21 protein-coding genes and 2 tRNA genes are annotated in these 23,973 nt (G+C 68.0%); 13 read left to right on the forward strand and 10 right to left on the reverse strand.

What is annotated here, in order from left to right; translation table 11 throughout:
* The first annotated feature begins 5 nt into the window (after nucleotides 1–5).
* Nucleotides 6–500: a 2-C-methyl-D-erythritol 2,4-cyclodiphosphate synthase gene (gene ispF / locus WG903_RS11700; protein ID WP_340078230.1), complete on the forward strand. Its 495-nt coding sequence runs from the start codon at nucleotides 6–8 to the stop codon at nucleotides 498–500.
* A gap of 9 nt (nucleotides 501–509) precedes the next feature.
* Here the strand turns inward: ispF and WG903_RS11705 are convergent, their stop codons facing one another.
* Entirely contained in the window at nucleotides 510–1,976 is a 1,467-nt protein-coding gene (locus tag WG903_RS11705) for a sensor histidine kinase (protein ID WP_340075480.1), read from the reverse strand.
* 63 nt (nucleotides 1,977–2,039) lie between these two features.
* Nucleotides 2,040–2,771 carry an osmolarity response regulator transcription factor OmpR gene (ompR, locus tag WG903_RS11710; RefSeq protein WP_340075482.1) on the reverse strand — a complete coding sequence of 244 codons (732 nt, stop codon included), beginning with the start codon at nucleotides 2,769–2,771 and terminating at the stop codon, nucleotides 2,040–2,042.
* A 170-nt stretch (nucleotides 2,772–2,941) separates the two neighbouring features.
* Between ompR and WG903_RS11715 the strand changes: the two genes are divergently transcribed.
* Genes WG903_RS11715 through WG903_RS11725 form a run of 3 tightly spaced genes read left to right on the forward strand, consistent with a single transcriptional unit; the run spans nucleotide 2,942 to nucleotide 4,697 of the window.
* On the forward strand, nucleotides 2,942–3,169 hold the full coding sequence (locus WG903_RS11715) for a hypothetical protein (protein ID WP_340075484.1): 228 nt from the start codon (nucleotides 2,942–2,944) through the stop codon (nucleotides 3,167–3,169).
* The gene (locus WG903_RS11720; RefSeq protein WP_340075486.1) at nucleotides 3,166–3,864 is read left to right on the forward strand and encodes an SIMPL domain-containing protein; all 699 of its coding nucleotides are present in this window, start codon (nucleotides 3,166–3,168) and stop codon (nucleotides 3,862–3,864) included. Before WG903_RS11715 ends, WG903_RS11720 begins: the two co-directional genes overlap by 4 nt.
* A gap of 17 nt (nucleotides 3,865–3,881) precedes the next feature.
* Nucleotides 3,882–4,697 (forward strand): metallophosphoesterase family protein, encoded by an 816-nt coding sequence (locus WG903_RS11725; RefSeq protein ID WP_340075488.1) that lies wholly within the window; start codon nucleotides 3,882–3,884, stop codon nucleotides 4,695–4,697.
* Here the strand turns inward: WG903_RS11725 and WG903_RS11730 are convergent, their stop codons facing one another.
* Entirely contained in the window at nucleotides 4,698–5,468 is a 771-nt protein-coding gene (locus WG903_RS11730; RefSeq protein ID WP_340075490.1) for a 3-hydroxybutyrate dehydrogenase, read from the reverse strand.
* Nucleotides 5,469–5,568: 100 nt separating this feature from the next.
* Between WG903_RS11730 and WG903_RS11735 the strand changes: the two genes are divergently transcribed.
* The 3 genes from WG903_RS11735 (at nucleotide 5,569) to WG903_RS11745 (ending at nucleotide 8,776) form a co-directional block, all read left to right on the forward strand.
* Complete coding sequence (locus WG903_RS11735) at nucleotides 5,569–6,504, forward strand: alpha/beta fold hydrolase (protein WP_340075492.1); 936 nt, start codon at nucleotides 5,569–5,571, stop codon at nucleotides 6,502–6,504.
* Nucleotides 6,476–8,665 (forward strand): RelA/SpoT family protein, encoded by a 2,190-nt coding sequence (locus WG903_RS11740; RefSeq protein ID WP_340075494.1) that lies wholly within the window; start codon nucleotides 6,476–6,478, stop codon nucleotides 8,663–8,665. Before WG903_RS11735 ends, WG903_RS11740 begins: the two co-directional genes overlap by 29 nt.
* A gap of 34 nt (nucleotides 8,666–8,699) precedes the next feature.
* A tRNA-Val gene (locus WG903_RS11745) sits at nucleotides 8,700–8,776 on the forward strand.
* A 38-nt stretch (nucleotides 8,777–8,814) separates the two neighbouring features.
* Here WG903_RS11745 and WG903_RS11750 read toward each other — a convergent pair.
* The 3 genes from WG903_RS11750 to WG903_RS11760 form a co-directional block, all read right to left on the reverse strand.
* Nucleotides 8,815–10,761, reverse strand: a complete 1,947-nt coding sequence (locus WG903_RS11750) for a TRAP transporter large permease (protein WP_445263629.1) — start codon at nucleotides 10,759–10,761, stop codon at nucleotides 8,815–8,817.
* A gap of 2 nt (nucleotides 10,762–10,763) precedes the next feature.
* Nucleotides 10,764–11,423 carry a TRAP transporter small permease subunit gene (locus tag WG903_RS11755; RefSeq protein ID WP_340075498.1) on the reverse strand — a complete coding sequence of 220 codons (660 nt, stop codon included), beginning with the start codon at nucleotides 11,421–11,423 and terminating at the stop codon, nucleotides 10,764–10,766.
* A gap of 84 nt (nucleotides 11,424–11,507) precedes the next feature.
* Complete coding sequence (locus WG903_RS11760; RefSeq protein ID WP_340075500.1) at nucleotides 11,508–12,635, reverse strand: TRAP transporter substrate-binding protein; 1,128 nt, start codon at nucleotides 12,633–12,635, stop codon at nucleotides 11,508–11,510.
* A gap of 225 nt (nucleotides 12,636–12,860) precedes the next feature.
* On the opposite strand from WG903_RS11760, the gene phaR reads away from it, so the two are divergent.
* On the forward strand, nucleotides 12,861–13,382 hold the full coding sequence (gene phaR / locus WG903_RS11765) for a polyhydroxyalkanoate synthesis repressor PhaR (protein WP_340075502.1): 522 nt from the start codon (nucleotides 12,861–12,863) through the stop codon (nucleotides 13,380–13,382).
* 66 nt (nucleotides 13,383–13,448) lie between these two features.
* The gene (gene rimO / locus WG903_RS11770; RefSeq protein ID WP_340075504.1) at nucleotides 13,449–14,807 is read left to right on the forward strand and encodes a 30S ribosomal protein S12 methylthiotransferase RimO; all 1,359 of its coding nucleotides are present in this window, start codon (nucleotides 13,449–13,451) and stop codon (nucleotides 14,805–14,807) included.
* Between the two features lie 54 nt (nucleotides 14,808–14,861).
* Here the strand turns inward: rimO and WG903_RS11775 are convergent.
* Nucleotides 14,862–14,946 (reverse strand) — tRNA-Leu (locus WG903_RS11775).
* Between the two features lie 89 nt (nucleotides 14,947–15,035).
* Here WG903_RS11775 and rnr point away from each other — a divergent pair.
* On the forward strand, nucleotides 15,036–17,216 hold the full coding sequence (rnr, locus tag WG903_RS11780) for a ribonuclease R (protein WP_445263595.1): 2,181 nt from the start codon (nucleotides 15,036–15,038) through the stop codon (nucleotides 17,214–17,216).
* Nucleotides 17,217–17,242: 26 nt separating this feature from the next.
* Nucleotides 17,243–18,001, forward strand: coding sequence for an SDR family oxidoreductase (locus tag WG903_RS11785; protein ID WP_340075506.1), 759 nt, complete (start codon nucleotides 17,243–17,245; stop codon nucleotides 17,999–18,001).
* Here the strand turns inward: WG903_RS11785 and WG903_RS11790 are convergent.
* The 3 genes from WG903_RS11790 to WG903_RS11800 are packed head-to-tail and all read right to left on the reverse strand — an operon-like array spanning nucleotide 17,998 to nucleotide 22,047.
* Nucleotides 17,998–19,413: an NAD(P)H-hydrate dehydratase gene (locus WG903_RS11790; RefSeq protein ID WP_340075508.1), complete on the reverse strand. Its 1,416-nt coding sequence runs from the start codon at nucleotides 19,411–19,413 to the stop codon at nucleotides 17,998–18,000. The two genes, WG903_RS11785 and WG903_RS11790, sit on opposite strands and share 4 nt — an antisense overlap.
* A gap of 16 nt (nucleotides 19,414–19,429) precedes the next feature.
* Entirely contained in the window at nucleotides 19,430–20,704 is a 1,275-nt protein-coding gene (locus WG903_RS11795; protein ID WP_340075510.1) for a D-amino acid dehydrogenase, read from the reverse strand.
* Complete coding sequence (locus WG903_RS11800) at nucleotides 20,701–22,047, reverse strand: amidase (RefSeq protein WP_445263596.1); 1,347 nt, start codon at nucleotides 22,045–22,047, stop codon at nucleotides 20,701–20,703. The genes WG903_RS11795 and WG903_RS11800 overlap by 4 nt, the downstream gene beginning before the upstream one ends.
* A gap of 165 nt (nucleotides 22,048–22,212) precedes the next feature.
* Here WG903_RS11800 and rpsB point away from each other — a divergent pair, with 165 nt between their 5' ends.
* Nucleotides 22,213–22,965 carry a 30S ribosomal protein S2 gene (gene rpsB / locus WG903_RS11805; RefSeq protein ID WP_340075512.1) on the forward strand — a complete coding sequence of 251 codons (753 nt, stop codon included), beginning with the start codon at nucleotides 22,213–22,215 and terminating at the stop codon, nucleotides 22,963–22,965.
* A gap of 77 nt (nucleotides 22,966–23,042) precedes the next feature.
* Nucleotides 23,043–23,936, forward strand: a complete 894-nt coding sequence (tsf, locus tag WG903_RS11810) for a translation elongation factor Ts (RefSeq protein WP_340075514.1) — start codon at nucleotides 23,043–23,045, stop codon at nucleotides 23,934–23,936.
* Nucleotides 23,937–23,973 lie beyond the last annotated feature (37 nt).

Here is a 23,973-nt window from a genome sequence, read left to right on the forward strand (position 1 = left end):
GCCTCCTGCGCATCGGCGAGGGCTGGGACACGCATGCGCTGGTCGCGGGCCGCAAGCTCGTCATCGGCGGCGTCGAGATCCCGCACGACAAGGGCCTGCTCGGCCACTCCGATGCCGACGTGCTGGCGCATGCAATCACCGACGCGCTCTATGGCGCGGCGGGCCTGGGCGACATCGGCAAGCACTTCCCCGACACCGACGAACGCTTCAAGGGCGCCAGCTCCATCCTGCTTATGGCCGAAACCGCGCGCCGCGTGCGCGAGCAAGGCTGGCAGATCGTCAACGTCGACAGCACCGTCATCGCGCAGGCGCCCAAACTCGCGCCGCACATCGACGCCATGCGGGCGCGCCTGGCGCAGGCGCTGATGCTGATGCCCGCGCAGGTGAACGTGAAGGCGAAAACCGCAGAGAAGATGGGCCCGGTGGGCGAGGGGCTGTCGATCGAGGCGCGCGCCGTCGTGCTGCTCGAGCAGGGCGTGATGCCGCAAGGCGGCAAGTAGCCGGGGTGCTCAGCCCTGCAGGGCGGGCTCGCTGCGCGGGGCGCCTTCGTTCGGCAGCGGCGGCGGCTGCAGGTTCTTTGACCGCTGCAGCTTGATGTGGGCGGCCAGCCCACCGGACGTGGTGTTGGCCAGCGCGAAGATGCCGCCCATGCGCTGCACCGTCTTGTCGACAATGGCCAGGCCCAGGCCTGCGCCCGTGGCGGCGGTGCGCGCGGCGTCGCCGCGGAAGAAGGGCTTGACCAGGTTGGGCAACGCCTCGGGCGCCACGCCCATGCCGTGGTCGCGCACCTTCAGCAGCACCCATTCGTTGCGCGGCTTGGCGGCAATGTCCACCACCGCGATGCCGGTCTCCGGCGTCTTGCCGTAGCGGCGCGCGTTCTCGAGCAGGTTCGAGATGACGCGGGCCAGCTCCACCTCGTCGGCCATCACGTACAGTCCCTTGGACACGTCGAGGTTGATCTTGATGTCGCCGTGGTCCTGCAGCGAGTACAGGCAGGCCTCGATCACGTCGTTGAGCAGCACGGGCTTGAGCTCCGCGTGGTCGGGCCGCGCGTAGTCGAGGAACTTGTCGATGATGGCGTCGAGCTGGTCGATGTCGGCGGCCATGTGCTCGCGGGCGTCGGCGTCGGCGACGCTCATCTCCGTCTCCAGGCGCAGCCGGGCGAGCGGCGTGCGCAGGTCGTGCGAGATGCCGGCCAGCATCACCGCACGGTCCTGCTCGATCTTGGCCAGCTGCTGCGCCATGCGGTTGAAGCCGATGTTGACCTCGCGGATTTCGCTGGTCACGGCCTTCTCGTCGAGACGGCTGGCGTCGAAGTCGCCGTCGCGCACGCGGCTGGCGGCGAAGGACAGCTGCTTGAGCGGGCGGTTGATCAGCCTCGCGATCAACGCCGCACCGGCGAGCGACAGGCCGGCGGCGGTGATCAGCCAGATCAGCCAGGTGCGGCCGCCGACGCTGGACAGGCGCGAGCGGTCGAGCAGCATCCAGTACTGGTCCTGCTCGATCTTGAAGCCGATCCACAGGCCCACCTCGCGGTTGACGCTGGAGGCCATGATCGTGCCGGGGCCCAGGCGCGTCACCAGTTCCTCCATCACCCGCTCGTCGAGTTCCCCGGGGATGAAAGTGGCGTAACGGTCGGTAGGCTCGCGCGGCACGATGCGCACGCCTTCCTGGTCGGCCAGGGTCTTGATCAGCGATACGCGTGCGATCGAATCGGAGTGCACGAGCGCGGCGCGGCTCAGGTTCACGAGCGATGCGATCTGCTGGGCCGTCTGCACCGCGCGCGGCTCGAACTCGAGCGCGCGGAAGGTCTGCAGCCACGCGACGATGGAGCCGACGAGCAGCAGCGACAGCAGGAAGAAGGTGCGCCAGAAGAGCGACAGGCCCAGGCGCGGGCGCATGTCCAGGGGCGCTGGCGCGGTCTCCAGCGGCGCAGGGCCGGTGACGTCGATGCTCGTGGTAACCCCTCGGATCATGCTGTCCTCGATGACAGCTTCATTCTGTCATCGAAGCGCAGACTCGTCATTCGGGGGTTGCGATCAGGATGCCCCGTCCGGCACGAACACGTAGCCCACGCCCCACACCGTCTGGATGTAGCGGGGGGAGGCGGGGTCGGCCTCGACCAGCTTGCGCAGGCGCGACACCTGCACGTCGAGGCTGCGGTCGAAAGGCTCGAACTCGCGGCCGCGGGCCAGCTGGGCCAGCTTCTCGCGCGACAGCGGCTGGCGCGGGTGGCGAACCAGCGCCTTGAGCATGGCGAATTCGCCGGTGGTCAGGGGCAGCTCCTCGCCGTTCTTGCGCAGCGTGCGTGCGCCCAGGTCGAACTGGAAGGGGCCGAAACCCACCACTTCGTTGTCGCTCGACGGTGCGCCGGGCGCTTCCTGCGCGGGGCGGCGGCGCAGCACGGCGTGCACGCGGGCCAGCAGTTCGCGCGGGTTGAAGGGCTTGCCGAGGTAATCGTCGGCGCCGACTTCCAGCCCGACGATGCGGTCCACGTCCTCGCCCTTGGCGGTGAGCATGATGATGGGGGTGCGGTCGTTGGCCGCGCGCAGGCGGCGGCAGATGGACAGGCCGTCCTCGCCGGGCATCATCAGGTCGAGCACGATCAGGTCGGCCGTTTCGCGCAGCATCAGGCGGTTCAGCGCCTTGCCGTCCTCGGCCAGGATCACTTCGAAGCCTTCCTGCGTCAGGTAGCGGCGCAGCAGGTCGCGGATCCGCGCGTCGTCGTCGACGACGAGGATCTTGTCGGTTCGGGCTGCGGCTTGTGTCATGTTGCTCCAGTCAGAGGCATTTGTAACAGAGCCGATTTTGAGGGGCTGAACGGTGGGCGTGCGGCGTTTTTCAGTAGGCCTGACACAGTGTTACAAATGTTGCGGCGCGGCGCAACGGTTCACCGGATGAGCGTGAACGTTGCATCGCTGGAGGCGTTAAATGACCATCCATGAAACCGTGCCTCATCCTTGGCGCCTTCCTCGCAATCGCGGCAGTCGCGACTGCAGCGCCGGTGCCGGGGACCCGCGGGCAGCAGGTCGTGGATGGCAAGGCGGGTGCCCCGCGCGTCTTGCCGCAGGCACAGCCGTCCGCGCCGGTGCGGCACCTGAACGACCAGGAACGCGCCGAACTGCGCCGGCAGCTGCAGCAATTCAACCAACAATACCGCCGCCCATGAAGCTCGTGCGTACCCTGGCGATCGCGTTTGCGGCGATCGCGTGGACCGGCCTTGCCGCTGCGCAGGCCCAGCCTCCACAGAACGTCCTGAACCTGTCCACCACCGGCACGGTGGAGGTGGCACAGGACCTCATCACCATCAGCCTGGCCGCGTCGCGCGACGGGCCGGACGCAAACGGCCTGCAAGCCCAGCTCAAGTCACTGCTCGAAGCGGCGCTGACCGAAGCGAAGAAGTCGGCGCAGCCGGGCCAGGTGGACGTGCGCACGGGCCTGTTCAACGTCGGCCCGCGCTACACCACCGGCGGCAAGATCGACGGCTGGCGCGGCACGGTGGAGCTGGTGCTGGAAGGCCGCGACTTCGCGCGCATCACGCAGGCGGCCGGCAAGATCCCCGGCATGACGGTGGCGAGCGTCGCGTTCGGGCTCAGCCGCGAGCAACGCGCCAAGGTCGAAGGCGACGCACAGCACATCGCCATCGAACGCTTCAAGGCCAAGGCCACGGAGTTGGCGCGCAGCTTCGGCTTCGCGGGCTATACGTTGCGGGAAGTCAGCGTGAATTCGAACGACTTCACGCCGGGGCCGCGGCCGATGATGATGGCGCGCGCCGCGCAGAGCGCCGAGTCGTCGCCGGTGCCGGTCGAAGCCGGCAAATCCGCCGTCACGGTCACCGTGTCGGGATCGGTTCAGTTGAAATAGACCGTATGCTGCACGCGATGAGCGTGCTGCTGCACATCTCCGATACGCATTTCGGCACCGAAGACCCGGCCGTCGTCCTGGCGCTGCAGGCTTTCGCGCACGAGCTCAAGCCCGACGGGCTCATCTTCTCCGGTGACATCACGCAGCGCGCGCGCTCGGCGCAGTTCTCTGCCGCGCGCAGTTTCTGCGAGTCGCTGCGCATTTCGAAGATGCTCGCGCTGCCGGGCAACCACGACATCCCGCTCTACAACGTCTTCGCCCGCATCGCGATGCCTTACCGCGGCTACAAGAAGGCCTTCGGCGGCGAACTGGAACCGGTGATGGAACTGCCCGACGCCATCGTCGTCGGCGTGAACACCACGCGGCCCGAGCGGCACAAGGATGGCGAAGTCTCGCCGCAACAGGTCGCGCGCGTGGTGGAGTTGCTGAAAGGCATGCCGCGCGACAAGCTGCGCGTGGTGGTCACGCACCAGCCCGCTTGCGTGCTGCGCGAAGAGGACGAGGACGACCGGCTGCACGGCGGCCACGAGGCCGTCACCGCCTGGTCCGACGCCGGCGCGGACCTGGTGCTCGGCGGCCACATCCACCTGCCGTACGTGACGGATGTCTGCGCGGTGGTGAAGGGCGCGAAGCGTGCGATGTACTGCCTGCAGGCCGGCACCGCGCTGTCGCGCCGCGTGCGCCACAACACGCCGAACTCGATCAACGTGATCCGGTGGGCGTCACCCGTGTCCGGCGAAGCCCGCACCTGCAAGGTGGAACGCTGGGACTACGACCTGGCGGATGCGCGCTTCGAGATGACGCACCCGTACGACCTGAAGCTCGGCGCGTAGTTACTGCGCGGCCCAGCCGCCGTCCATGTTCCACGCCACGCCGCGCACGTTCTTCGCGGCATCGGAGCAGAAGAACACGGCGAGCTCGCCCAGCTCTTCCGGCGTGGTGAACTGCATCGAGGGTTCCTTCTCGCCGAGGAGCTGCTTGGTCGCTTCCTCGTTGGAGAGTTTCAGCGCGGCCGCCTTCGCGTCGACCTGCTTCTGCACCAGCGGCGTCAGCACCCAGCCGGGGCAGATCGCGTTGCAGGTGATGCCCGTGGTGGCGTTCTCGAGCGCGACGACCTTGGTGAAGCCGACGATCGCGTGCTTGGAGGCCACGTAGGCCGACTTCTGCACCGAGGCGACCAGCCCGTGCACGGATGCGACGTTGATGATGCGGCCCCAGTTGGCCTTCTTCATGGCCGGCAGCGCCAGGCGCGTGGTGTGGAAGGCGCTGGAGAGGTTGATGGCGATGACCTGGTCCCACTTTTCCGGCGCGAAGTCCTCGACCGGCGCGACGTGCTGGATGCCGGCGTTGTTCACGAGGATGTCGACGCGGCCGAACTCGCCGGCGGCGAACTTCATCATTTCCTCGATCTCGCCCGGTTTGCTCATGTCCGCGCCGTGGTACGCCGACTTGACGCCGAAGGCTTCCACCTGCGCCTTGGGGCCGTCGACGTCGCCGAAGCCATTGAGCACGATGTTCGCGCCCTGGCGGGCGAGCGCCTTCGCGATGCCCAGGCCGATGCCGCTGGTCGAGCCGGTGACGAGTGCGGTTTTGCCCTTCAGCATGATGGTCTCCGTACTTGAACTAGGATACGAAAAAATGGGTGCGGCGCAGCCGCAAAATGTTGCCGCACAGTATGCGGCGGTTTGCCCGCTTTTTCCTTCCATGACGGTCCCTACGCTGAACTACGTACCTTGCCCCGACCCCAAGGGTGGGCATCGCATGGCGTACTGGCAATGGGGCGACGCCGCGGCGCCGCACGTCGTCGTGTGCGCGCACGGGGTCTCGCGGCAGGGGCGCGATTTCGATGTGCTGGCTCAGGCGCTCGTCGGGCGGGCCGGCGGCAAGCTGCGCGTGGTGTGCCCCGACGTCGTGGGCCGCGGCAAGAGCGACTGGCTCCAGGACCCGATGGCCTATGGCGTGCCGACGTACGTGGCCGACATGCTCGCGATGCTCGGGCTGCTGCACAAGCAGGCTCCCATCCAGACGCTGGACTGGGTCGGGACCAGCATGGGGGGGCTGATCGGCATGGGCCTGGCCGGCACCCCGAACCTGCCGCTTCCCGTGCCGGTGCGCCGCATCGTCTTCAACGACGTCGGCCCGGCGATCCAGTGGTCGTCGCTGGAGCGGATCAAGGGCTATCTCGGCAAGACCGGGCGGTTCGAATCGGTGCAGCAGGCGGCCGATGCCATGTGGGCTGTCTCGACGTCCTTCGGCCCCCACACCCCCGAGCAGTGGATGGCGCTTTCCGCGCCGATGGTCAAGCAGCTCGAGGATGGCGCCTACACGCTGCATTACGACCCGGCCATCGCCGAGCCGATCAAGGCCCTGACCCGGGAAGCCGCCGCGCAAGGCGAGACCGCGCTCTGGCAGGCCTACGACAACATCAAGGCCCGCGTGCTCCTGACGCGCGGCGCCGATTCCGACCTGCTCGCGAAGGAAACCGCGCTCGCGATGACCAAGCGCGGCCCGCGTGCGAGCCTGGTCGAATTCGCCGGCGTGGGCCATGCGCCCACGTTCGTTTCCGACAACCAGGTCGAGGCGGTCGCCTCGTTCCTGCTCGATCCTTCCGATGAAAAGCCTGCTGGCAGAACAGGTTGACGGCCAGGTCCCGGAGCTGATCGCCGCCACCGAGGAGGCGCTGCCCCAGCAGGCCAACGCGCTGGCGCGCACGCGCGCCTTCGCCGAGCCATTGATCGCCCACGAGACGCTGGACACCGGCGAGAACACGCTCGCGCACGCCGATGCGGTGGCGGCAATCCTCAAGTCCATGGGCGGCTCGGAGGCGATGCAGGCCGCGAGCTATCTCGTCTACGCCTGCGCCTACCTCAACAAGCCCGAAGAGGTCATCGCCAAGGCCTTCGGCGAGAGCTACGCCAAGCTCGCCACCGAGACCAACAAGCTGGTGCGCATCCAGCAGCAGACACGCGTCGCGCAGGACGAGGGCGAGGAAGAGGCGAAGGCCCGCACCGAGACCGTCCGCAAGATGCTGCTGGCCTTCTCGCGCGACCTGCGCGTGGTGCTGCTGCGCCTGGCCTCGCGGCTCGCGACGCTGCGCTGGCACGCGGCCAACAAGACTGTCGCGCCCGAGGGTGTGGCGCGCGAGGCCCTGAACGTCTTCGCGCCCCTGGCCAACCGCCTGGGCATCTGGCAGGTGAAGTGGGAGATGGAGGACCTGGCCTTCCGCTTCCTCGAGCCGGACACGTACAAGCGCGTGGCGAAGATGCTCGACGAGAAGCGCACCGAGCGCGAGCACTACGTCGAGGACCTGCGCTCCGGGCTCGAAGGCGAGCTGCGCGCCCAGGGAATCGCCGCCAGCGTCTACGGGCGACCCAAGCACATCTACAGCATCGTTCGCAAGATGCGCGGCAAGGACCTGGACTTCGCCCAGGTGTTCGACATCCGCGCGCTGCGCGTCATCGTTCCGGAGGTGAAGGACTGCTACGCGGCGCTGTCGTGGGTGCACCAGCAGTTCACGCCGCTGGTCGAGGAGTTCGACGACTACATCGCCAAGCCCAAACCCAACGGCTACCAGTCGCTGCACACCATCGTGCGCGACGCGCAGGGCCGCGCCATCGAGATCCAGATCCGCACGCAGGCGATGCACGAGCACGCCGAGCACGGCGTGGCCGCCCACTGGGCCTACAAAGAGGCGGGGCAGAAGGGCTACTCCGGCGTGTCCGCCAGTGGCGAGTACGACGCGAAGATCGCCGTGCTGCGGCAGCTGCTCGCGTGGGAGCGCGACCTGTCGGGCGCGGCCAAGGGGCTGTTCGAGGACCGCATCTACGTGCTGACGCCCGACGCCGCGATCGTCGAGCTGCCGCAGGGCGCGACGCCGGTGGATTTCGCCTACAGCGTGCACACCAGCCTGGGCCACCGCTGCCGCGGCGCGCGCGTCGACGGCGCGATGGTGCCGCTGAACACGCCGCTGAAGAACGGGCAGACCGTCGCCGTGGTCGCGGCGAAGGAGGGCGGGCCTTCGCGCGACTGGCTCAACCCCGAGCTGGGCTTCCTCGCGAGCCATCGCGCCAGGGCCAAGGTGCGCGCCTGGTTCAACGAGCAGCTGCGGCACGAGACCGTGGCGCGCGGCCGCGAACTCGTCGAGAAGCTCCTGCAGCGCGAAGGCAAGACCGCCGTGAAGCTGGAGGACCTCGCCGAGCAACTGGGCTTCAAGTCGGCCGACGACCTGTTCGGCGTGGTCGGCAAGGACGAGTTCTCGCTGCGCAACATCGAGACGGTGCTGAACCCGCCGGCCGCCCCGCTGCCGCAGGACGAGTTCCTGCTGAAGAAGCCGCGGCCCGCGGCGCGCGAACCCAAGGGCGGCGTGCTGGTGGTGGGCATCGATTCGCTCATGACGCAGCTGGCGCGCTGCTGCAAGCCCGCGCCGCCCGATTCGATCGCGGGCTTCGTCACGCGCGGCAAGGGCGTGAGCATCCACCGGCGCGACTGCCCGAGCTTCCACGAGCTCGCGACGAAGGCGCCCGAGCGCGTGATCGACGTGCAGTGGGGCGCGCGGGGCGCGTCGGACGCGGTCTACCCGGTGGACGTGAGCGTGGAGGCCGCCGACCGGCAGGGCCTGCTGCGCGACATCTCCGAAGTGTTCGCCAAGGAGAAGATGAACGTGATCGGCGTGCAGACCACCTCGGTCAAGGGCACGGCGTGGATGACGTTCACCGTCGAAGTGGCCGATGCGAGCAAGCTGTCGAAGGTGCTGGCGCTGGTGCGGGACGTGGCCGGCGTGCAGCGGGCACGGCGCCGCTGAGAGGCCTGCTACAATCACGGGCTCGACGAATCCCAGGCGCGTAGCTCAGTTGGTTAGAGCACCACCTTGACATGGTGGGGGTCGTTGGTTCGAATCCAATCGCGCCTACCAACACCTGAAAACGGCACCTCGCGGTGCCGTTTCGCATTTCAGCCGCCGTACAGGTACTTCGGCAGCCACAGGGTCATCCCGGGCCAGATGTACATGAACACCATGCACAGGATGACGATCAGCATGTACGGCATCATCCCCGAGAAGATCTGGTTGATCGTCACGTGCGGCGGCGACACCCCCTTCAGGTAGAAGGCCGACATCGCCACCGGCGGCGACAGGAACGCCGCCTGCAGGTTCACGAACACCAGCGTGCCCCACAGGATGGGGTCGATCTGGAAGTGCTGCAGCAGCGGCAGGAAGATGGGCACGAAGATCACGATGATCTCGGTCCACTCCAGCGGCCAGCCCAGGATGAAGATGATGGCCTGCGACACCAGCAGGAACTGCAGCGGCGACAGGTTCATCGACAGCACCCACCTCTCCACCAGCCCCTGGCCGCCGAGCAGCGCGAACACGGCGGAGAAGAGCGCCGAACCCACGAACAGCCAGCACACCATCGCGGTGGTCTTCGCGGTGAGGTAGACGGCCTCCTTGATGCGCTCGAGGTTGAGCGTCTTCGCCTGCCAGGCCATGAGGAAGGCCCCGGCCGCGCCGACGGCGGCGGACTCGGTAGCGGTCGTGATGCCGAAGAGGATCACCGCGAGCACGACGATGGTCAGCAGGGCCAGCGGCATCACCGAGGTGACGAGCATGCGCAGGATCTCGAACTGCTCCGCGTCGAACTTCCGGTAGTACCAGACGAGCAGGGCCAGCATGAGGGCGCATGCGATCGCGAAGCCGGGGTAGAAAGCTTCGGGCACGGGTGCCACTTCGATCTCCGCCGACGGGTCGCCGAGCTGCTGCAGCGGCGCGTCCGCGGCGGGCGCGGCCGTTGCAGCGGATGCGGCCGCACCCGGCGGCTCCTGCACGCCGCCGGCGCCGGGCGGCTCTTCGACACCGCCCGAAGCGGGAGGCTCCTGGACGCCGCCGCTGCTGGGCGGCTCCTGCACGCCGCCGGCATCGGCCGCGGGACCGGATGCGGTCGCCGCACCCGCGGCTTCCTTCTGAGCGACTTGCGCGGTCGCGGCCATCACGGGCGCATCCTTCTGCTGCGAGTGGATCACGACGTACCACCACGTGAGGCCCAGCAGGGCGGCGGCGAGGATCGCGGGCACCAGCGCGCGCAGGAAGTTCGAGGCGAGGAAGCCCCGCGTGATACGGGTTTCGCCCTGGTAAGCCGTGGCCCGTGCCGGCGACACCAGCGATTTCAGCAGTGCCGGCAAGGTGCGCGGCGAGTAGTTCTGCGACAGGTGTGACAGCCATCCCGGGATGGGCACGACCATCTGCTCCTTCGGCAGCTGCGGCGCGATCTTCGGGTTGATCAGCACCCATCCCACCACGTAGACGAGGTACAGGAAAGCCAGGAAGAAGCCGGGGAACATCGCGGCCGCATAGAGCTTCACGATCGACTGCCCGGCGACGGCCGCGTACACGATGATCATCACCGACGGCGGGATCAGGATGCCCAGCGTGCCGCCGGCCGTGATGACGCCCGAGGCGAGGCGCACGTCGTAGCCCGCGTTGAGCATGGGCCGCATCGCGATCACGCCCATCAGCACCACCACCGCGCCGACGAGGCCGCTCGCGATGCCCCAGAAAGTGCAGATGATCAGCGTGGTGACCGCGAGCGAGCCGGGCACGCGGCGGAAAGCCAGCTGCACCGCGTGGAACATCTTGTCCACCAGCGCCCCGCGCTCCATCACGTAGCCCATCAGCACGAACAGCGGGATGGACAGCAGCGTCTCGTTGGTCATCGCGCCGAAGCAGCGCTGCACCATCAGGTCGAAGATGTGGTTCTTCATGATGGGCACGGACGCGTCGTGGAAAGCGACGTAGCCGAACACCATGCCCAGGCCCATGAGGGTGAAGGCGGTGGGGAAGCCGAGCATGATCGCGACCACGATCAGCGCCAGCATCGTCATGCCGAGGGCGGCATTGCTGATGATCATGGCTTGTCCCCCGTGCTGCGCGTGCGGGCCACTTCATCGATCTGGTGGGCGCTGGCGATGGCGGCCTTGCGCGCCTCGTCGTCGACGTAGGTGCTCTTGGCGAGCTGCTGCTCGACGACGTCGATCTCCTCGGCGTCCTTCAGGCGCGCGGGCCACTGCCCGGTGCGGATGCAGATGACGCAGCGGATCATCTCCGCGATGCCCTGCATCATCACCAGCGCGCCGGCGACCGGGATGACGCCCTTGAAGGGATACAGCGGCAGCTGCACCGCGTTGAAGGTCTGTTCCTTGATGGCGAGCGCGTCGCCGAAATAGATCCAGCCGGCCCAGATCAGCGCGAGGATGCCCGGGATGAAGAACAGCACGTACAGGGCCAGGTCGAGCGAGGCCTGCGTGCGCGGCTTCATGTTGCCGTAGAGGAAGTCGCCGCGCACGTGGCCGTCCTGCGCGAGCGTGTAGGCACCCGCCATCATGAAAAGCGTGCCGTACATCATGTTGCTGGCGTCGTAGATCCAGGCCGTCGGCGCATTGAGGATGTAGCGCTTGAAGACCTCGACGACGACCATGAGCATCAGCGCGACGATCAGCCATGCGGCGGCCTTGCCGACCCAGGTGCTGATGGTGTCTGCCGTGTGGAGCAGGCGTTGGGTGTTCATCAGGTTGGTGTTTTAGTAGTTATCCATGCAAAAGGCCAGCGCCCCGCGCCGGGGCCGCTGGCCTGCAGGGGCCTGATCTGGAGGTCAGGCTTTCTTGGCCGGCGCCTTGCCGCCGCCGCCGAAGTAGCGGTTCCACGCCGGCTTGAAGTCGACCATGTAGTCGGTCTGCCAGCGGCCCGCGCGCTCGGCGAAGGCGCGCTGCGAATCCAGCACCTTCTTGAAGAACGGGTTGTCCTTCTGCTTGTCGACCATGATCTTGTCCCAAGCGTCGAGCTGGTCCTTGAGGATCGAGTCGGGGGTCTTGTAGAACTTCACGCCGAGCTTCTTGAGCTCGATGTAGTCCTGGCTGTTGCGGTGCGCGGCCTTCCAGCTGAAGTCGGCGCTGGATGCCTCGGTGGCGTACTTGATGATGTTGCGCACTTCCTCGGGCAGCGAGTTGTACTTGGTCTTGTTGAACATGATCTCGAACTGCTCGCCGCTCTGGTGGTAGCTTTGCAGCATGCAGACCTTCGAGACGTCCTGGAAGCCCAGGGCCTTGTCCGACGAGGCGTTGTTGAACTCCGCGCCGTCGATCAGGCCGCGGTCCAGCGCCGCGACGATCTCGCCGCCCGGCAGCGGGTTCACCGCCGCGCCTTGCGCCGTGTACATGTCGACGGCCAGGCCCACGGTGCGGAACTTCATGCCCTTCATGTCCGCGGACTTCGTCACCGGCTTCTTGAACCAGCCGTAGGGCTGCGTGGGCATCGGGCCCGACAGCCAGGAGATCACGTCGACGTTGAGCGACTTGTAGATCTCCTCCAGCAGTTCCTTGCCGCCGCCGTAGTAGTGCCAGGACAGCACCATGTTCGGGTCCATGCCGAACGCGGGGCCGGAGCCCCACAGGGCCAGGGCGGTGTTCTTGCCATAGTGGTACGCCACCACGCCGTGGCAGCCGTCCAGCGTGCCCTTGCTGACCGCGTCGAGCAGGCCGAAGGCGCCCGCGACGGCGCCGGCCGGCAGCACCTCCACCTTCACCTTCGAGCCGGCCATGTCGTTCACCTTCTTGGCGAAGTCGTTGGCGTACTCGTGGAAGATGTCCTTGGCGGGCCAGGCACTCTGGAAACGCAGTGCGGTGGTCTGCGCGGTGGCAACCATCGGGGCGCTCATCGCACCGGCGGCGACGGCGGCTCCCTTGAGGAGGTTGCGACGTCCGGTCTGCTTCGGCTGGGTCATGGCTGTCTCCTTGTGTGAATCGTTAGCAAGCCAATATCTGGCGCGTTGCCGCACTGCGGAAAGAGGGTTTTTACCGAGCGGGCACACGTCGTGATACTTCCGTTTCCGGCGGGTGCGGTACGGGTAAACCTTGGGGCGTTGCGTGCAAGCCGCTCCCCTAGAATCTGCTGCAACGCAATACAGCGGGCGCCCCATGCAGCGCCCGCACGAGGAGAACAGCCAGTGGTGCAGAGCAAGAAAGCCAGCGGCCCGAAGCCGGCCCAGCGGGTGATCAAGAAGTACCCGAACCGGCGGCTGTACGACACCGACACCTCCTCGTACATCACGCTCGCCGAAGTGAAGCAGCTCGTCATGGACAACGAGCCGTTCACGGTGCGCGATGCCAAGAGCAACGACGACCTGACGCGCAGCATCCTGCTGCAGATCATCCTGGAGGAAGAGGCCGGCGGCCAGCCAATGTTCAGCGAGGCCGCGCTCGCCAACCTCATCCGTATCTACGGCCACGCCGCGCAGGCCTTCATGGGCACCTACCTGGAGAAGAACGTCCAGGCCTTCATGGAGATCCAGGGCAAGCTGGCCGAGCAGTCCAAGACGCTCACGCCCGAGATGTGGGCGCAGTTCGTCAACATGCAGAACCCGCTGCTGGGCGGCTATGTCGAGCAGTCGCGCACCATGTTCGAGAAGATGCAGGAACAGATGGCCAAGCAGACCGAGCAGATGCTCGGGGCATTCGGCATCAAGCGGTAACGGCTGGCGAAGTCCCGGCGAAGGCCGGGATCCAGTAAGTTATTGGTCCTCTGGGACAATACGGGGATGAGCTCCCCGAAAGTGGGGTTCGTGAGCCTCGGCTGCCCGAAGGCCCTCACGGATTCCGAACTGATCCTCACCCAACTCAGCGCCGAAGGCTACGCGACCTCGAAGACCTTCGAGGGCGCCGACCTGGTCATCGTCAACACCTGCGGTTTCATCGACGACGCCGTCAAGGAAAGCCTGGACACGATCGGCGAGGCGCTGGCCGAGAACGGCAAGGTCATCGTCACCGGCTGCCTGGGCGCGAAGGCGGGCGACGGCGGCGGCAACCTCGTCAAGCAGATCCATCCTTCGGTGCTGGCCGTCACGGGCCCGCACGCCACGCAGGAGGTGATGGATGCGGTGCACGCGAACCTGCCCAAGCCGCACGATCCGTTCATCGACCTCGTGCCCGCCGCCGGCATCAAGCTCACGCCCAAGCACTACGCGTACCTGAAGATCAGCGAAGGCTGCAACCACCGGTGCACCTTCTGCATCATCCCGTCGATGCGCGGCGACCTCGTGAGCCGTCCCATCGGCGACGTGCTCAAGGAGGCGAAGGCGCTCTTCGAAGGCGGCGTGAAGGAGCTGCTGGTCATCAGCCAGGACACCTCGGCGTATGGCGTGGACGTGAAGTACCGCACCGGTTTCTGGGACGGCCGGCCGGTGAAGACGCGCATGCTGGAGCTCGTGCAATCGCTCGGCGAGATGGCCGAACCGTACGGCGCATGGGTGCGCTTGCACTACGTCTATCCGTACCCGTCCGTCGATGACGTGATCCCGCTGATGGCCGAGGGCAAGGTACTGCCTTACCTGGACGTGCCGTTCCAGCACAGCCATCCGGACGTTCTCAAGCGCATGAAGCGGCCGGCCAACGGCGAGAAGAACCTCGAGCGCATCGCGAAGTGGCGCGAGATGTGCCCCGAGCTCGTGATCCGCAGCACGTTCATCGCGGGCTTCCCGGGCGAGACGGAGGCGGAGTTCCAGCACCTGCTGGATTTCATGCGCGAGGCGAGGATCGATCGCGCGGGCTGCTTCGCCTACAGCCCCGTCGAAGGTGCGGCCGCGAACGAGATTCCCGGCATGGTGCCGGCGGAAGTGCGCAACGAACGGCAGGCGCGCTTCATGAAGGTTGCCGAGGAAGCTTCCGCCGACAAGCTGCGCGAGCGCGTCGGCGCGACGATGCAGGTGCTCGTCGATTCGGCGCCCGGCCTCGGCCGCAAGGGCGGCGCCGGCCGTAGCTACGCGGACGCGCCGGAGATCGACGGAACGGTCCAGCTCCTGCCGCCCGAAAAGATCAGCAAGCAGCTGCGCGTGGGTGAGTTCACGAAAGCGAAAGTCGTCGCCGCCCAGGGCCACGACCTCATCGCCATCCCCATCTGAGGGTGACGGGGCGCCAAACGAATAAGGCCGACTTCAGTCGGCCTTATGATTGTTTGGTGCCCAGGAAGGGACTCGAACCCCCACGATGTTACTCGCTAGTACCTGAAACTAGTGCGTCTACCAATTCCGCCACCTGGGCTTTCAGGAACCAAGGATTCTAACATCAAAAACATCAACCACCTGAGCTCCAGCCACGCCGGGATCGGCCTTCTCGACGAGATCGAGGGCGTGATCCAGGGGCACCGCGACGGGCACGGCTACGTGCAGCGCGACGACGGCGAAACCGACATCTACCTGCCCCCCAACGAGATGCGCGCGGTGCTGCACCGCGACCGCGTCAAGGCGCGCATCGTGCGCCACGACCGCAAGGGCCGCCCCGAAGGGCGCGTCGTCGAGATCATCGAGCGCCCCGCGCAACCGATCATCGGCCGCCTGCTGCACGAAAGCGGCGTGTGGCTGGTGGCGCCGGAAGACAAGCGCTACGGGCAGGACGTCCTGATCCCCAAGGGCGCGACGGGCCTGGCCAAGCCGGGCCAGGTCGTCGTCGTCGAACTGACCGAGCCGCCCAGCCTGTACGGCCAGCCCGTGGGCCGCGTCAAGGAAGTGCTGGGCGAGATCGACGACCCGGGCATGGAGATCGAGATCGCCGTGCGCAAGTACGGCGTGCCGCACGAGTTCTCGCATGCCTGCATCGCGCTCGCGCGCTCGCTGCCGGACAAGGTCCGCAAGGAGGACAAGCGGAACCGCGTCGACCTGACCGACGTGCCGCTGGTCACCATCGACGGCGAGGACGCGCGCGACTTCGACGACGCCGTGTACTGCGAGCCGACGAAGGTGGGGCGCGGCAAGGGCTGGCGCCTGCTCGTCGCGATCGCCGACGTGAGCCACTATGTCGAGACGGGCAGCCCCATCGACGTGGACGCCTACGACCGCGCGACCAGCGTCTACTTCCCGCGCCGCGTGATCCCCATGCTGCCGGAGAAGCTCTCCAACGGCCTGTGCTCGCTGAACCCCGAGGTCGAGCGGCTGTGCATGGTGGCCGACATGCTGATCACGTCGACCGGCGAGATCTTTGCGTACCAGTTCTACCCCGGCGTGATGTGGAGCCATGCGCGCTTCACGTACACCGAAGTCGCCGCGATCCTGGCCAACACGCGCGGGCCCGAGGCGGCCCGCCGCAAGGACCGCGTGCAGGACCTCCTGAACCTCCACGACGTCTACCGCGTGCTGCTCAAGGCGCGCGAGGCCCGCGGCGCGGTCGACTTCGAGACGACCGAGACGCAGATCGTCTGCGACGAGAACGGCCGCATCGAGCAGATCGTGCCGCGCGTGCGCACCGACGCGCACCGGCTGATCGAGGAATCGATGCTCGCCGCCAACGTCTGCGCGGCCGACTTCATCCAGCAGTCCAAGCGCCCGGGCCTGTACCGCGTGCACGAGGGCCCGACGCCGGAGAAGAAGGAAATCCTGCGCCAGTACCTCAAGGCGATCGGCGTCTCGCAGACCATCAGCGACGAGCCGCTGCCGGCCGAGTTCCAGCGCATCGCCGAAGCGACGAAGGACCGGCCCGACGCGCAGCAGATCCACACCATGCTTCTGCGCTCGATGCAGCAGGCCATCTACACGCCGTTCAACAGCGGCCACTTCGGACTGGCCTACGACGCGTACACGCATTTCACGTCGCCGATCCGCCGCTACCCGGACCTGCTGGTCCACCGCGTGATCAAGGCCATCCTGAACGGCGAGCGTTACGAGCTGCCGGCGCTGCCGACGCCGGGCGAGCACCACGAGAAGCTGTCGCGCCGCATCGCGAGCAACACCGCGAAGGCCGCGGCTTCGGGCCGGGCCAAGAAGCAGGCCGCGCCGCCCACGCGCGAGATGCAGGCCTGGGAAGCCGCGGGGCTGCACTGCAGCGCGAACGAGCGCCGCGCCGACGAGGCCAGCCGCGACGTCGAGGCCTGGCTCAAGTGCAAGTACATGCGCGACCACCTCGGCGAGGAGTACGGCGGCGTCGTCACCGCCGCGACCAGCTTCGGCATCTTCGTCACGCTGGACCAGATGTACGTCGAAGGCCTGGTGCACATCACCGAGCTGGGCGGCGAGTACTTCAAGTTCGACGAGGCGCGCCAGGAGCTGCGCGGCGAGCGCACCGGCATCCGCTACGCGATCGGCTCGCGCGTGCGCGTGCAGGTCAGCCGCGTGGACCTGGACGGGCGCAAGATCGACTTCCGGCTGGTCAAGGAGGGCGAAGAGCTCCTGAACCGCGCGATGAAGGACAAGGGCGTGCCGTCCGAGGCGCGCGAAGGCGCCAAGCCCAGGAAGAAGGGCGTCGCGAAAAAGGCGGTGAAGGCTGCTGCCAAGCCCGCCGTCAAGAAGCACGCGCCCAAGGCCAAGCACCGCCGCCGCTAGCAACCACACACGAGGAGTACCCACACATGGCAAGCAATCCCAAGGGCGTCGCGATCGTCACCGGCGGCGGCACCGGCATCGGCAAGGCTGCCGCGCTCGCGCTGCTGCAGGACGGCTGGCGCGTGGCTGTCGCGGGCCGGCGCAAGGAGCCGCTGGAGGCGGTGATCGCGGAAGGCGGCGCGCGCGAGCGCGGCCTGGCGGTGCCGACTGACGTGACCGACCCGAAGCAGGTCCGCGCGCTGTTCGACGCCACCGTGGCCAAGTGGGGCCGCGTGGATTTCGTCTTCAACAACGCGGGCATGGGCCTGGGCCAGACGCTGCTGGAGGATATCGGCGACGACGACTGGAAGAAGGTCGTCGACACCAACCTCAACGGGGTCTTCTACGGCATCCGCGAGGCGTTCCGCGTGATGAAGGCGCAGCAGCCGATGGGCGGGCGCATCGTCAACAACGGCTCGATCTCGGCGCACGCGCCGCGCCCGAACTCGATCGCCTACACGTCCACCAAGCACGCGGTGACGGGCCTCACCAAGACCGCGTCGCTCGACGGCCGCAAGTACGACATCGCCGTCGGCCAGATCGACATCGGCAACGCCATGACGGACCTCGCGTCGCGCATGGCCAAGGGCGTGCCGCAGGCCAACGGCACCATCGCGCCGGAGCCCCTGATGGACGCGGCGATCGTCGGCCAGTCGGTGCTGTACATGGCCAACCTGCCGCTGGAAGCCAACGTGCTCTTCCACACGGTGATGGCGACGAAGATGCCCTTCGTCGGGCGCGGCTAGAGTTTTCGCGCCAGCGCGGAGGCGGTCAGCGGGCGGCCCGCGCGCCAGCGGTCCGCCGCGAGGCCGTGGTCGAACACGGCCCCTGCCGCGGCTTCCAGCGCGTCGTCGTTCGAAGCCAGGCGCGCCGCAACCAGGCCCGCCAGCACGTCGCCGGTGCCGGCGGTCGCGAGCTTCGCGTTGCCCGTGGGGTTGATGCGCGGCAGCTGTGAAGGCGCAGCGACCACGGTTCCCGAACCCTTGAGCACCACGACGCACCCGAAGCGTTGCGCCAGCGCCTGCGCGGCTGCGACGCGATCGGCTTGCACGTCCTGCGTCGAGCGTGACAGCAGGCGCGCAGCCTCCAGCGGGTGGGGCGTGACCACGGTGCGCCGGCCGCGCCGCCCTCGGGCTTCGAGCTGCGATTGCAGTTGCGGGTCCGCGGCGATCGCATTCAGCGCATCGGCATCCAGCACCAGCGCGCGCGCCCTCGAGATCACCTTCGGCAATGCGGCGCGGATGGCGTCGCCCCCGCCGCAGCCGCAGGCGACGGCCATCGCGGCGAGGTCCAGCGTGCTCCAGTCGCGGATCATCAGCTCGGGCTGCGCGGGATCGACGGGCAGGGTGTCGCCGAGCAGGCCCACGTAGACGCGGCCCGCGCCGCCATGCAGCGCCCCCGAAGCCGCGAGCAAGGCCGCGCCGGCCATGCCGGGCGCGCCGCCGATCACCGCGACGTCACCCCAGGTCCCCTTGTGCGAGGCGTGCGCGCGTTGCGAAAGCGCGGGTGGCCCCGACAGCCAGCCCGTCGGCTCGCCGCCTTCGACCCCCAGGTCGTCGAACCAGGTCTCGCCGCATGCGTCGCGGCCGTGCGCCGTGAACAGGCCCGGCTTCAGCGTCAGCAGCGACAGAGTGTGCGTCGCGAAGACGGACTCACCCGTGCCGGTGTCGGCCGACAGCCCCGAAGGCACGTCGACCGCCAGCACCGGCACGCCACGCATCGCACCGGCCCACTCGCGCATGCGGCCTTCGAGCGGGCGTGCGGAGCCGATGCCCAGCATCGCGTCGATGGCCAAGTCGAAGCTGGCCGGGACGTCCGATGCGAAACGCACGCCGGCCGCGCGGGCGCGCTGCAGCGAAGCCTTCGCATCGGCAGGCGCCCTGGCTTCGTCGCCCGCGAGGGTCACGGTCACGTCCTTGCCCCATTGCCGCAGGTGCATCGCGGCCTCGAAGCCGTCACCGCCGTTGTTGCCGGGGCCGCAGGCCACCCACACGTTCTTCGCGTGCGGCGCGATGGCCAGCGCAAGGCGCGCGACGGCGTGGCCGGCGCGCTGCATCAGCGTGTGCGCAGGAAGCGAGCCTGCGGCGCCTTGTTCGATGACGCGCGAGGCCGCGACGCCGTGCAAGGGCCAGGGACGGTCGGGCGTGACGCGGCGCATGGGCCGCATCGTAGCTTTACGCCGCGAGGCGCTCCACCCCGAGGCCTTCGATGTCGACCTCGGGCGAACGGCCCGCCATCAGGTCGGCGATCACGCGTGCGCTGCCGCACGACAGCGCCCAGCCGCTGGAGCCGTGGCCCAGGTTGATCCACACGCCCGGAACGCCGGTGGCGCCGATCAGCGGCGGGCCGTCGGGCAGCATGGGCCGCGCGCCTTTCCACTCCTGCACCGCGGCGCCGCCGGTGTTGGCGAGCTGCGCCGCGCCGGGGAACCAGTCGCGCAGCACCTTGTAGAGCGTTTGGAGCGAACCCTCGCGCTTCTTCGACGCGGAACCGCCGATCTCGGCGCTGCCCGCGACGCGCACGCGGTTGCCCAGGCGCGAGATCGCCACCTTGAAGCGCTCGTCCATGATGCCGCTGCGCGGCGCATTGAGCGGCTCGCGCAGCGGCGCGCTGATCGAATAGCCCCACACGGGCGCGAGCGGGACGTCCAGGCCCACGGGCGCCAGCAGCTGCGCCGAGTCGACGCCGCCGCAAACGACCACGGCATTGAAATTCCACTGCGCCGTGCCGCCGTCGGGGCCCCTGACCTGCAGCGATCCCGGTGTCGCTCGCGACAGGGGAGCCACCGTGCTGTTGAACTCGAACGCGACGCCGCGCGACTGGCACTCGTTCTTCAGCAGCAGCGCGAACTGGCGGCAATTGCCCACCTCGTCCTGCGGCAGGTGGATGGCGCCGACGAAGGGCGTGTCGGGGTTGAGCGCGGGCTCCACCTTGCGCGCCTGTTCGGCATCGACCTCGTGGAACGTCACGCCGGCGTCGCGCAGCACCTGCAGGCCCGGCTGCACCATCTTGCGATCCTTCTCGCCGCGCAGCATCACCAGGTAGCCCGTGCTGCGGTCGTACTCGAGGTGGAAGTGCTCGGTGATCTCGTGCAGGCGGGTGCGGCTGTAGAAGGCCAGGCGCTGCATGCGCGCGCGGTTCGCGGCGTAGGTGGCCGCGTCGCAGGAGCGGTACCACTTCCACATCCAGCCGATTTCCGCCGCGGAAAGCGGCAGGCTCAGGCGCACGGGCGCGTGGTCGGACACCAGGAAGCGCGCGACCTTGGCCGGCATGCCGGGCGCGGCCCACGGCGTGACGTAGCCCGGCGCGATCACACCGGCATTCGCGAAGCTGGTTTCCTCGGCGGCGGACGAGCGGCGCTCGAAGACGGTGACCTCGTGGCCGTCGACGGCGAGCTCGAAGGCCGTGGTGACGCCGATGATGCCGGCGCCGATGACGGCGATCCTCATGCGCGGGTCTTCTGGAGGGTGGCTTCCGCCTGCGCGGCGACGTTGAGGACCGCCGCGTCGTGCAAGGCGCCTTGCCAGATCATCAGCCCGACGGGCAGCTCGTCCGGTGCATGGCACGGGATCGAGATCGCGCAGCCGTCGACCATGTTCACGATGCTGGTGTTGCGCAGCAGGAGCGCATTGACGCGGAAGAACTCGTCGTCGCGCTCGGCGCCGGGCGCCACCTGCGCGAAGGGCGGGGCGACCAGCGGGACGGTGGGCGAGAGCACGGCGTCGAAGCCGCGCAGCGACGCCTGCAGCTTCGCCATCGCTGCCGCACGGGCGCCGAAGAGCTCGAGGTATTCGTAGGCCTTCATCGCCGCGCCGCCCTCGACGCGCTTGCGCACGCGCGGGTCGTAGCGGTCGCCGGCGCGCGCCAGCAGCTGGCGGTGCCAGGCGTAGCTTTCCGCGGCGCCGAAGCCGCCGATGGCCTGCATGGGGCCGATGTCGTCGATCGCGGGGAGGTCGACTTCCTCCACCGCCGCGCCGGCATCGCGCAAGGCCTTGATGGCGCGCTCGAAAGCCCGCGCCACCGGAGCTTCCAGGGCATCGAGCATCACGTTGCGGGCGACGGCGAGGCGGTAGCCGGACATCGGCACATCGGCGCGCGGGATCGTCGTCCCTGACAGCAGCTCGTGCACGAGGATCGCGTCGGGCACCGAGCGCGTCATCGCGCACACCGTGTCGAGCGTGGTCGACAGCGGCACGCAGCCGTCGGTGGGCACGAGGCGGGCGGTGTTCTTGAAGCCCACGACCCCGCACAGGGCAGCGGGGGTGCGGATGGAACCGCGGGTGTCCGAGCCCAGCCCCACGAACGCAGCGCCCGTGGCGACCGACACGGCTGCGCCGGACGACGACCCGCCGGGGATGCGTCGCGTCGCGCGGTCCGCCGGGTTCCACGGCGTGTCGAAGTGCGGATTGGCGCCCACCCCCGAGTACGCGAACTCGGTCATGTTGGTGCGGCCCAGGATCGCCGCACCGGCGGCGCGCAGGCGCGCCACGGCCGGCGCATCCTGCGCGGCCGGCGGCGAGCCGGCGAGGGCGACGGAGCCCGCGGCGGTGGCCTCGCCGCGCACGTCGAACAGGTCCTTGACGGAGACCGCCAGCCCGGCCAGCGGCCTTTGGCCCGAGCCGGGATCGGACGCGGCACGGCGCGCTTCCTCGAACGTCGGCTTGAGGAAGACGTGCCGGCAGGCCTCGGCCTGGGCGATCGTGATCGATTCCTCGATCTCGCGGGGGGCGGTGGTGTCGCCGCGCGCGATGGCCGCGCGGACGTGGTGCAGGTCGGGTCGGGAGCGCGGCAAGGGTGAAGCTGCTATAATTTTTGGGTTTTGCCGGGTGGTGCCCATGACGGGCGCCGCGGATGAGCAAAGCAAATCGCGAATCGGGCCCTACCAAGGTGTCGTTGCGGGAGCAAAACCCACAACGATTTCGGGCCGGATTCTAGACCCAACCTTAGGAAGACATTCATGTCCGTGACCATGCGTCAGATGCTGGAAGCCGGTGTGCACTTTGGCCACCAGACGCGCTTCTGGAACCCGAAGATGGCCCCCTACATCTTCGGCCATCGCAACAAGATCCACATCATCAACCTGGAGCGCTCGCTCCCGATGTTCCAGGATGCCAGCAAGTTCGTGCGCCAGCTGGCGGCGAACCGCGGCACCATCCTGATGGTCGGCACCAAGCGCCAGGCCCGCGACATCGTGAAGGCCGAGGCGCAGCGCGCCGGCATGCCCTTCGTCGACCAGCGCTGGCTGGGCGGCATGCTCACCAACTTCAAGACGGTGAAGACGTCGCTGAAGCGCCTGAAGGACATGAAGGCCCAGCAGGAAGCCGGCCTCGAGTCCATGAGCAAGAAGGAACAGCTCATGTTCACGCGCGAGATGGCCAAGCTCGAGAAGGACATCGGCGGCATCCAGGAGATGAACAACCTGCCCGACGCCCTGTTCGTGATCGACGTGGGCTTCCACAAGATCGCCATCGCCGAAGCCAAGAAGCTGGGCATCCCGATCGTCGGCGTGGTCGACTCCAACCATTCGCCCGTCGGCATCGACTACGTCATCCCCGGCAACGACGACTCGGCCAAGGCCGTGACGCTGTACGCGCGCGGCATCGCCGACGCCGTGCTGGAAGGCCGCGCCAACGCCGCTGCGGACGTGCAGCGCGCCGTGTCCGAAGGCGGCGACGAATTCGTCGAAGTGCAGGAAGGCGCGTCCGCCTAAGCGGCCGGTCCCATTCCGAGATGAAGGGGGCTTTCGGGCCCCCTTCGACCATCAAGAAACACCCAAGGAAGAGAAACATGGCAGCAATCACCGCAAGCATGGTCGCCGAACTGCGCGCCAAGACCGACGCCCCGATGATGGAGTGCAAGAAGGCGCTCACCGAAGCGGAAGGCAATTTCGACAAGGCCGAGGAAATCCTGCGCGTGAAGCTGGGCAACAAGGCCGGCAAGGCCGCCTCGCGCGTCACCGCCGAAGGCGTCATCAGCATCGCGATCGACGGCAACACCGGCGCGATCCTCGAGACCAACAGCGAGACCGACTTCGTCGCCAAGAACGACAGCTTCCTCGCGCTGGCCAAGGCCGCCGCGGAACTCATCGCGAAGAGCAATCCCGCCGACGTGGCCGCGCTGTCCGCGCTGCCGCACTCCCAGGACGGCTTCGGCCCCACGCTGGAAGACGTGCGCAAGGGCCTGATCGGCAAGATCGGCGAGAACATGAGCTTCCGCCGCTTCAAGCGCTTCGCCAATGGCGGAAAGCTGGCGTCGTACCTGCACGGCACCCGCATCGGCGTGATCGTCGAGTACGAGGGTGACGAAGTCGCGGCCAAGGACGTCGCGATGCACGTCGCCGCGATGAAGCCCGTGGCGCTGTCGAGCAAGGACGTCTCGGCCGACCTCGTCGAGAAGGAGCGCTCGATCGCATCGCAGAAGGCCGCCGAATCCGGCAAGCCCGCCGAGATCATCGCCAAGATGGTCGAAGGCTCGGTGCAGAAGTACCTCAAGGAAGTCTCGCTGCTCAACCAGCCCTTCGTGAAGAACGACAAGCAGACCGTGGAACAGATGCTCAAGGAAAAGGGCACCACGGTGAAGTCGTTCACGCTGTACGTGGTGGGCGAGGGCATCGAGAAGAAGGCCGACGATTTCGCCGCCGAAGTGGCCGCGCAAGTCGCAGCCGCCAAGCAGGCTGCCTGAGGCCTTTTCCCGCAACCAAGCCGCTACACTCGACCCC

The sequence above is a fragment of the Ramlibacter sp. PS4R-6 genome (genome assembly GCF_037572775.1).
Lineage (GTDB): Bacteria > Pseudomonadota > Gammaproteobacteria > Burkholderiales > Burkholderiaceae_C > Ramlibacter.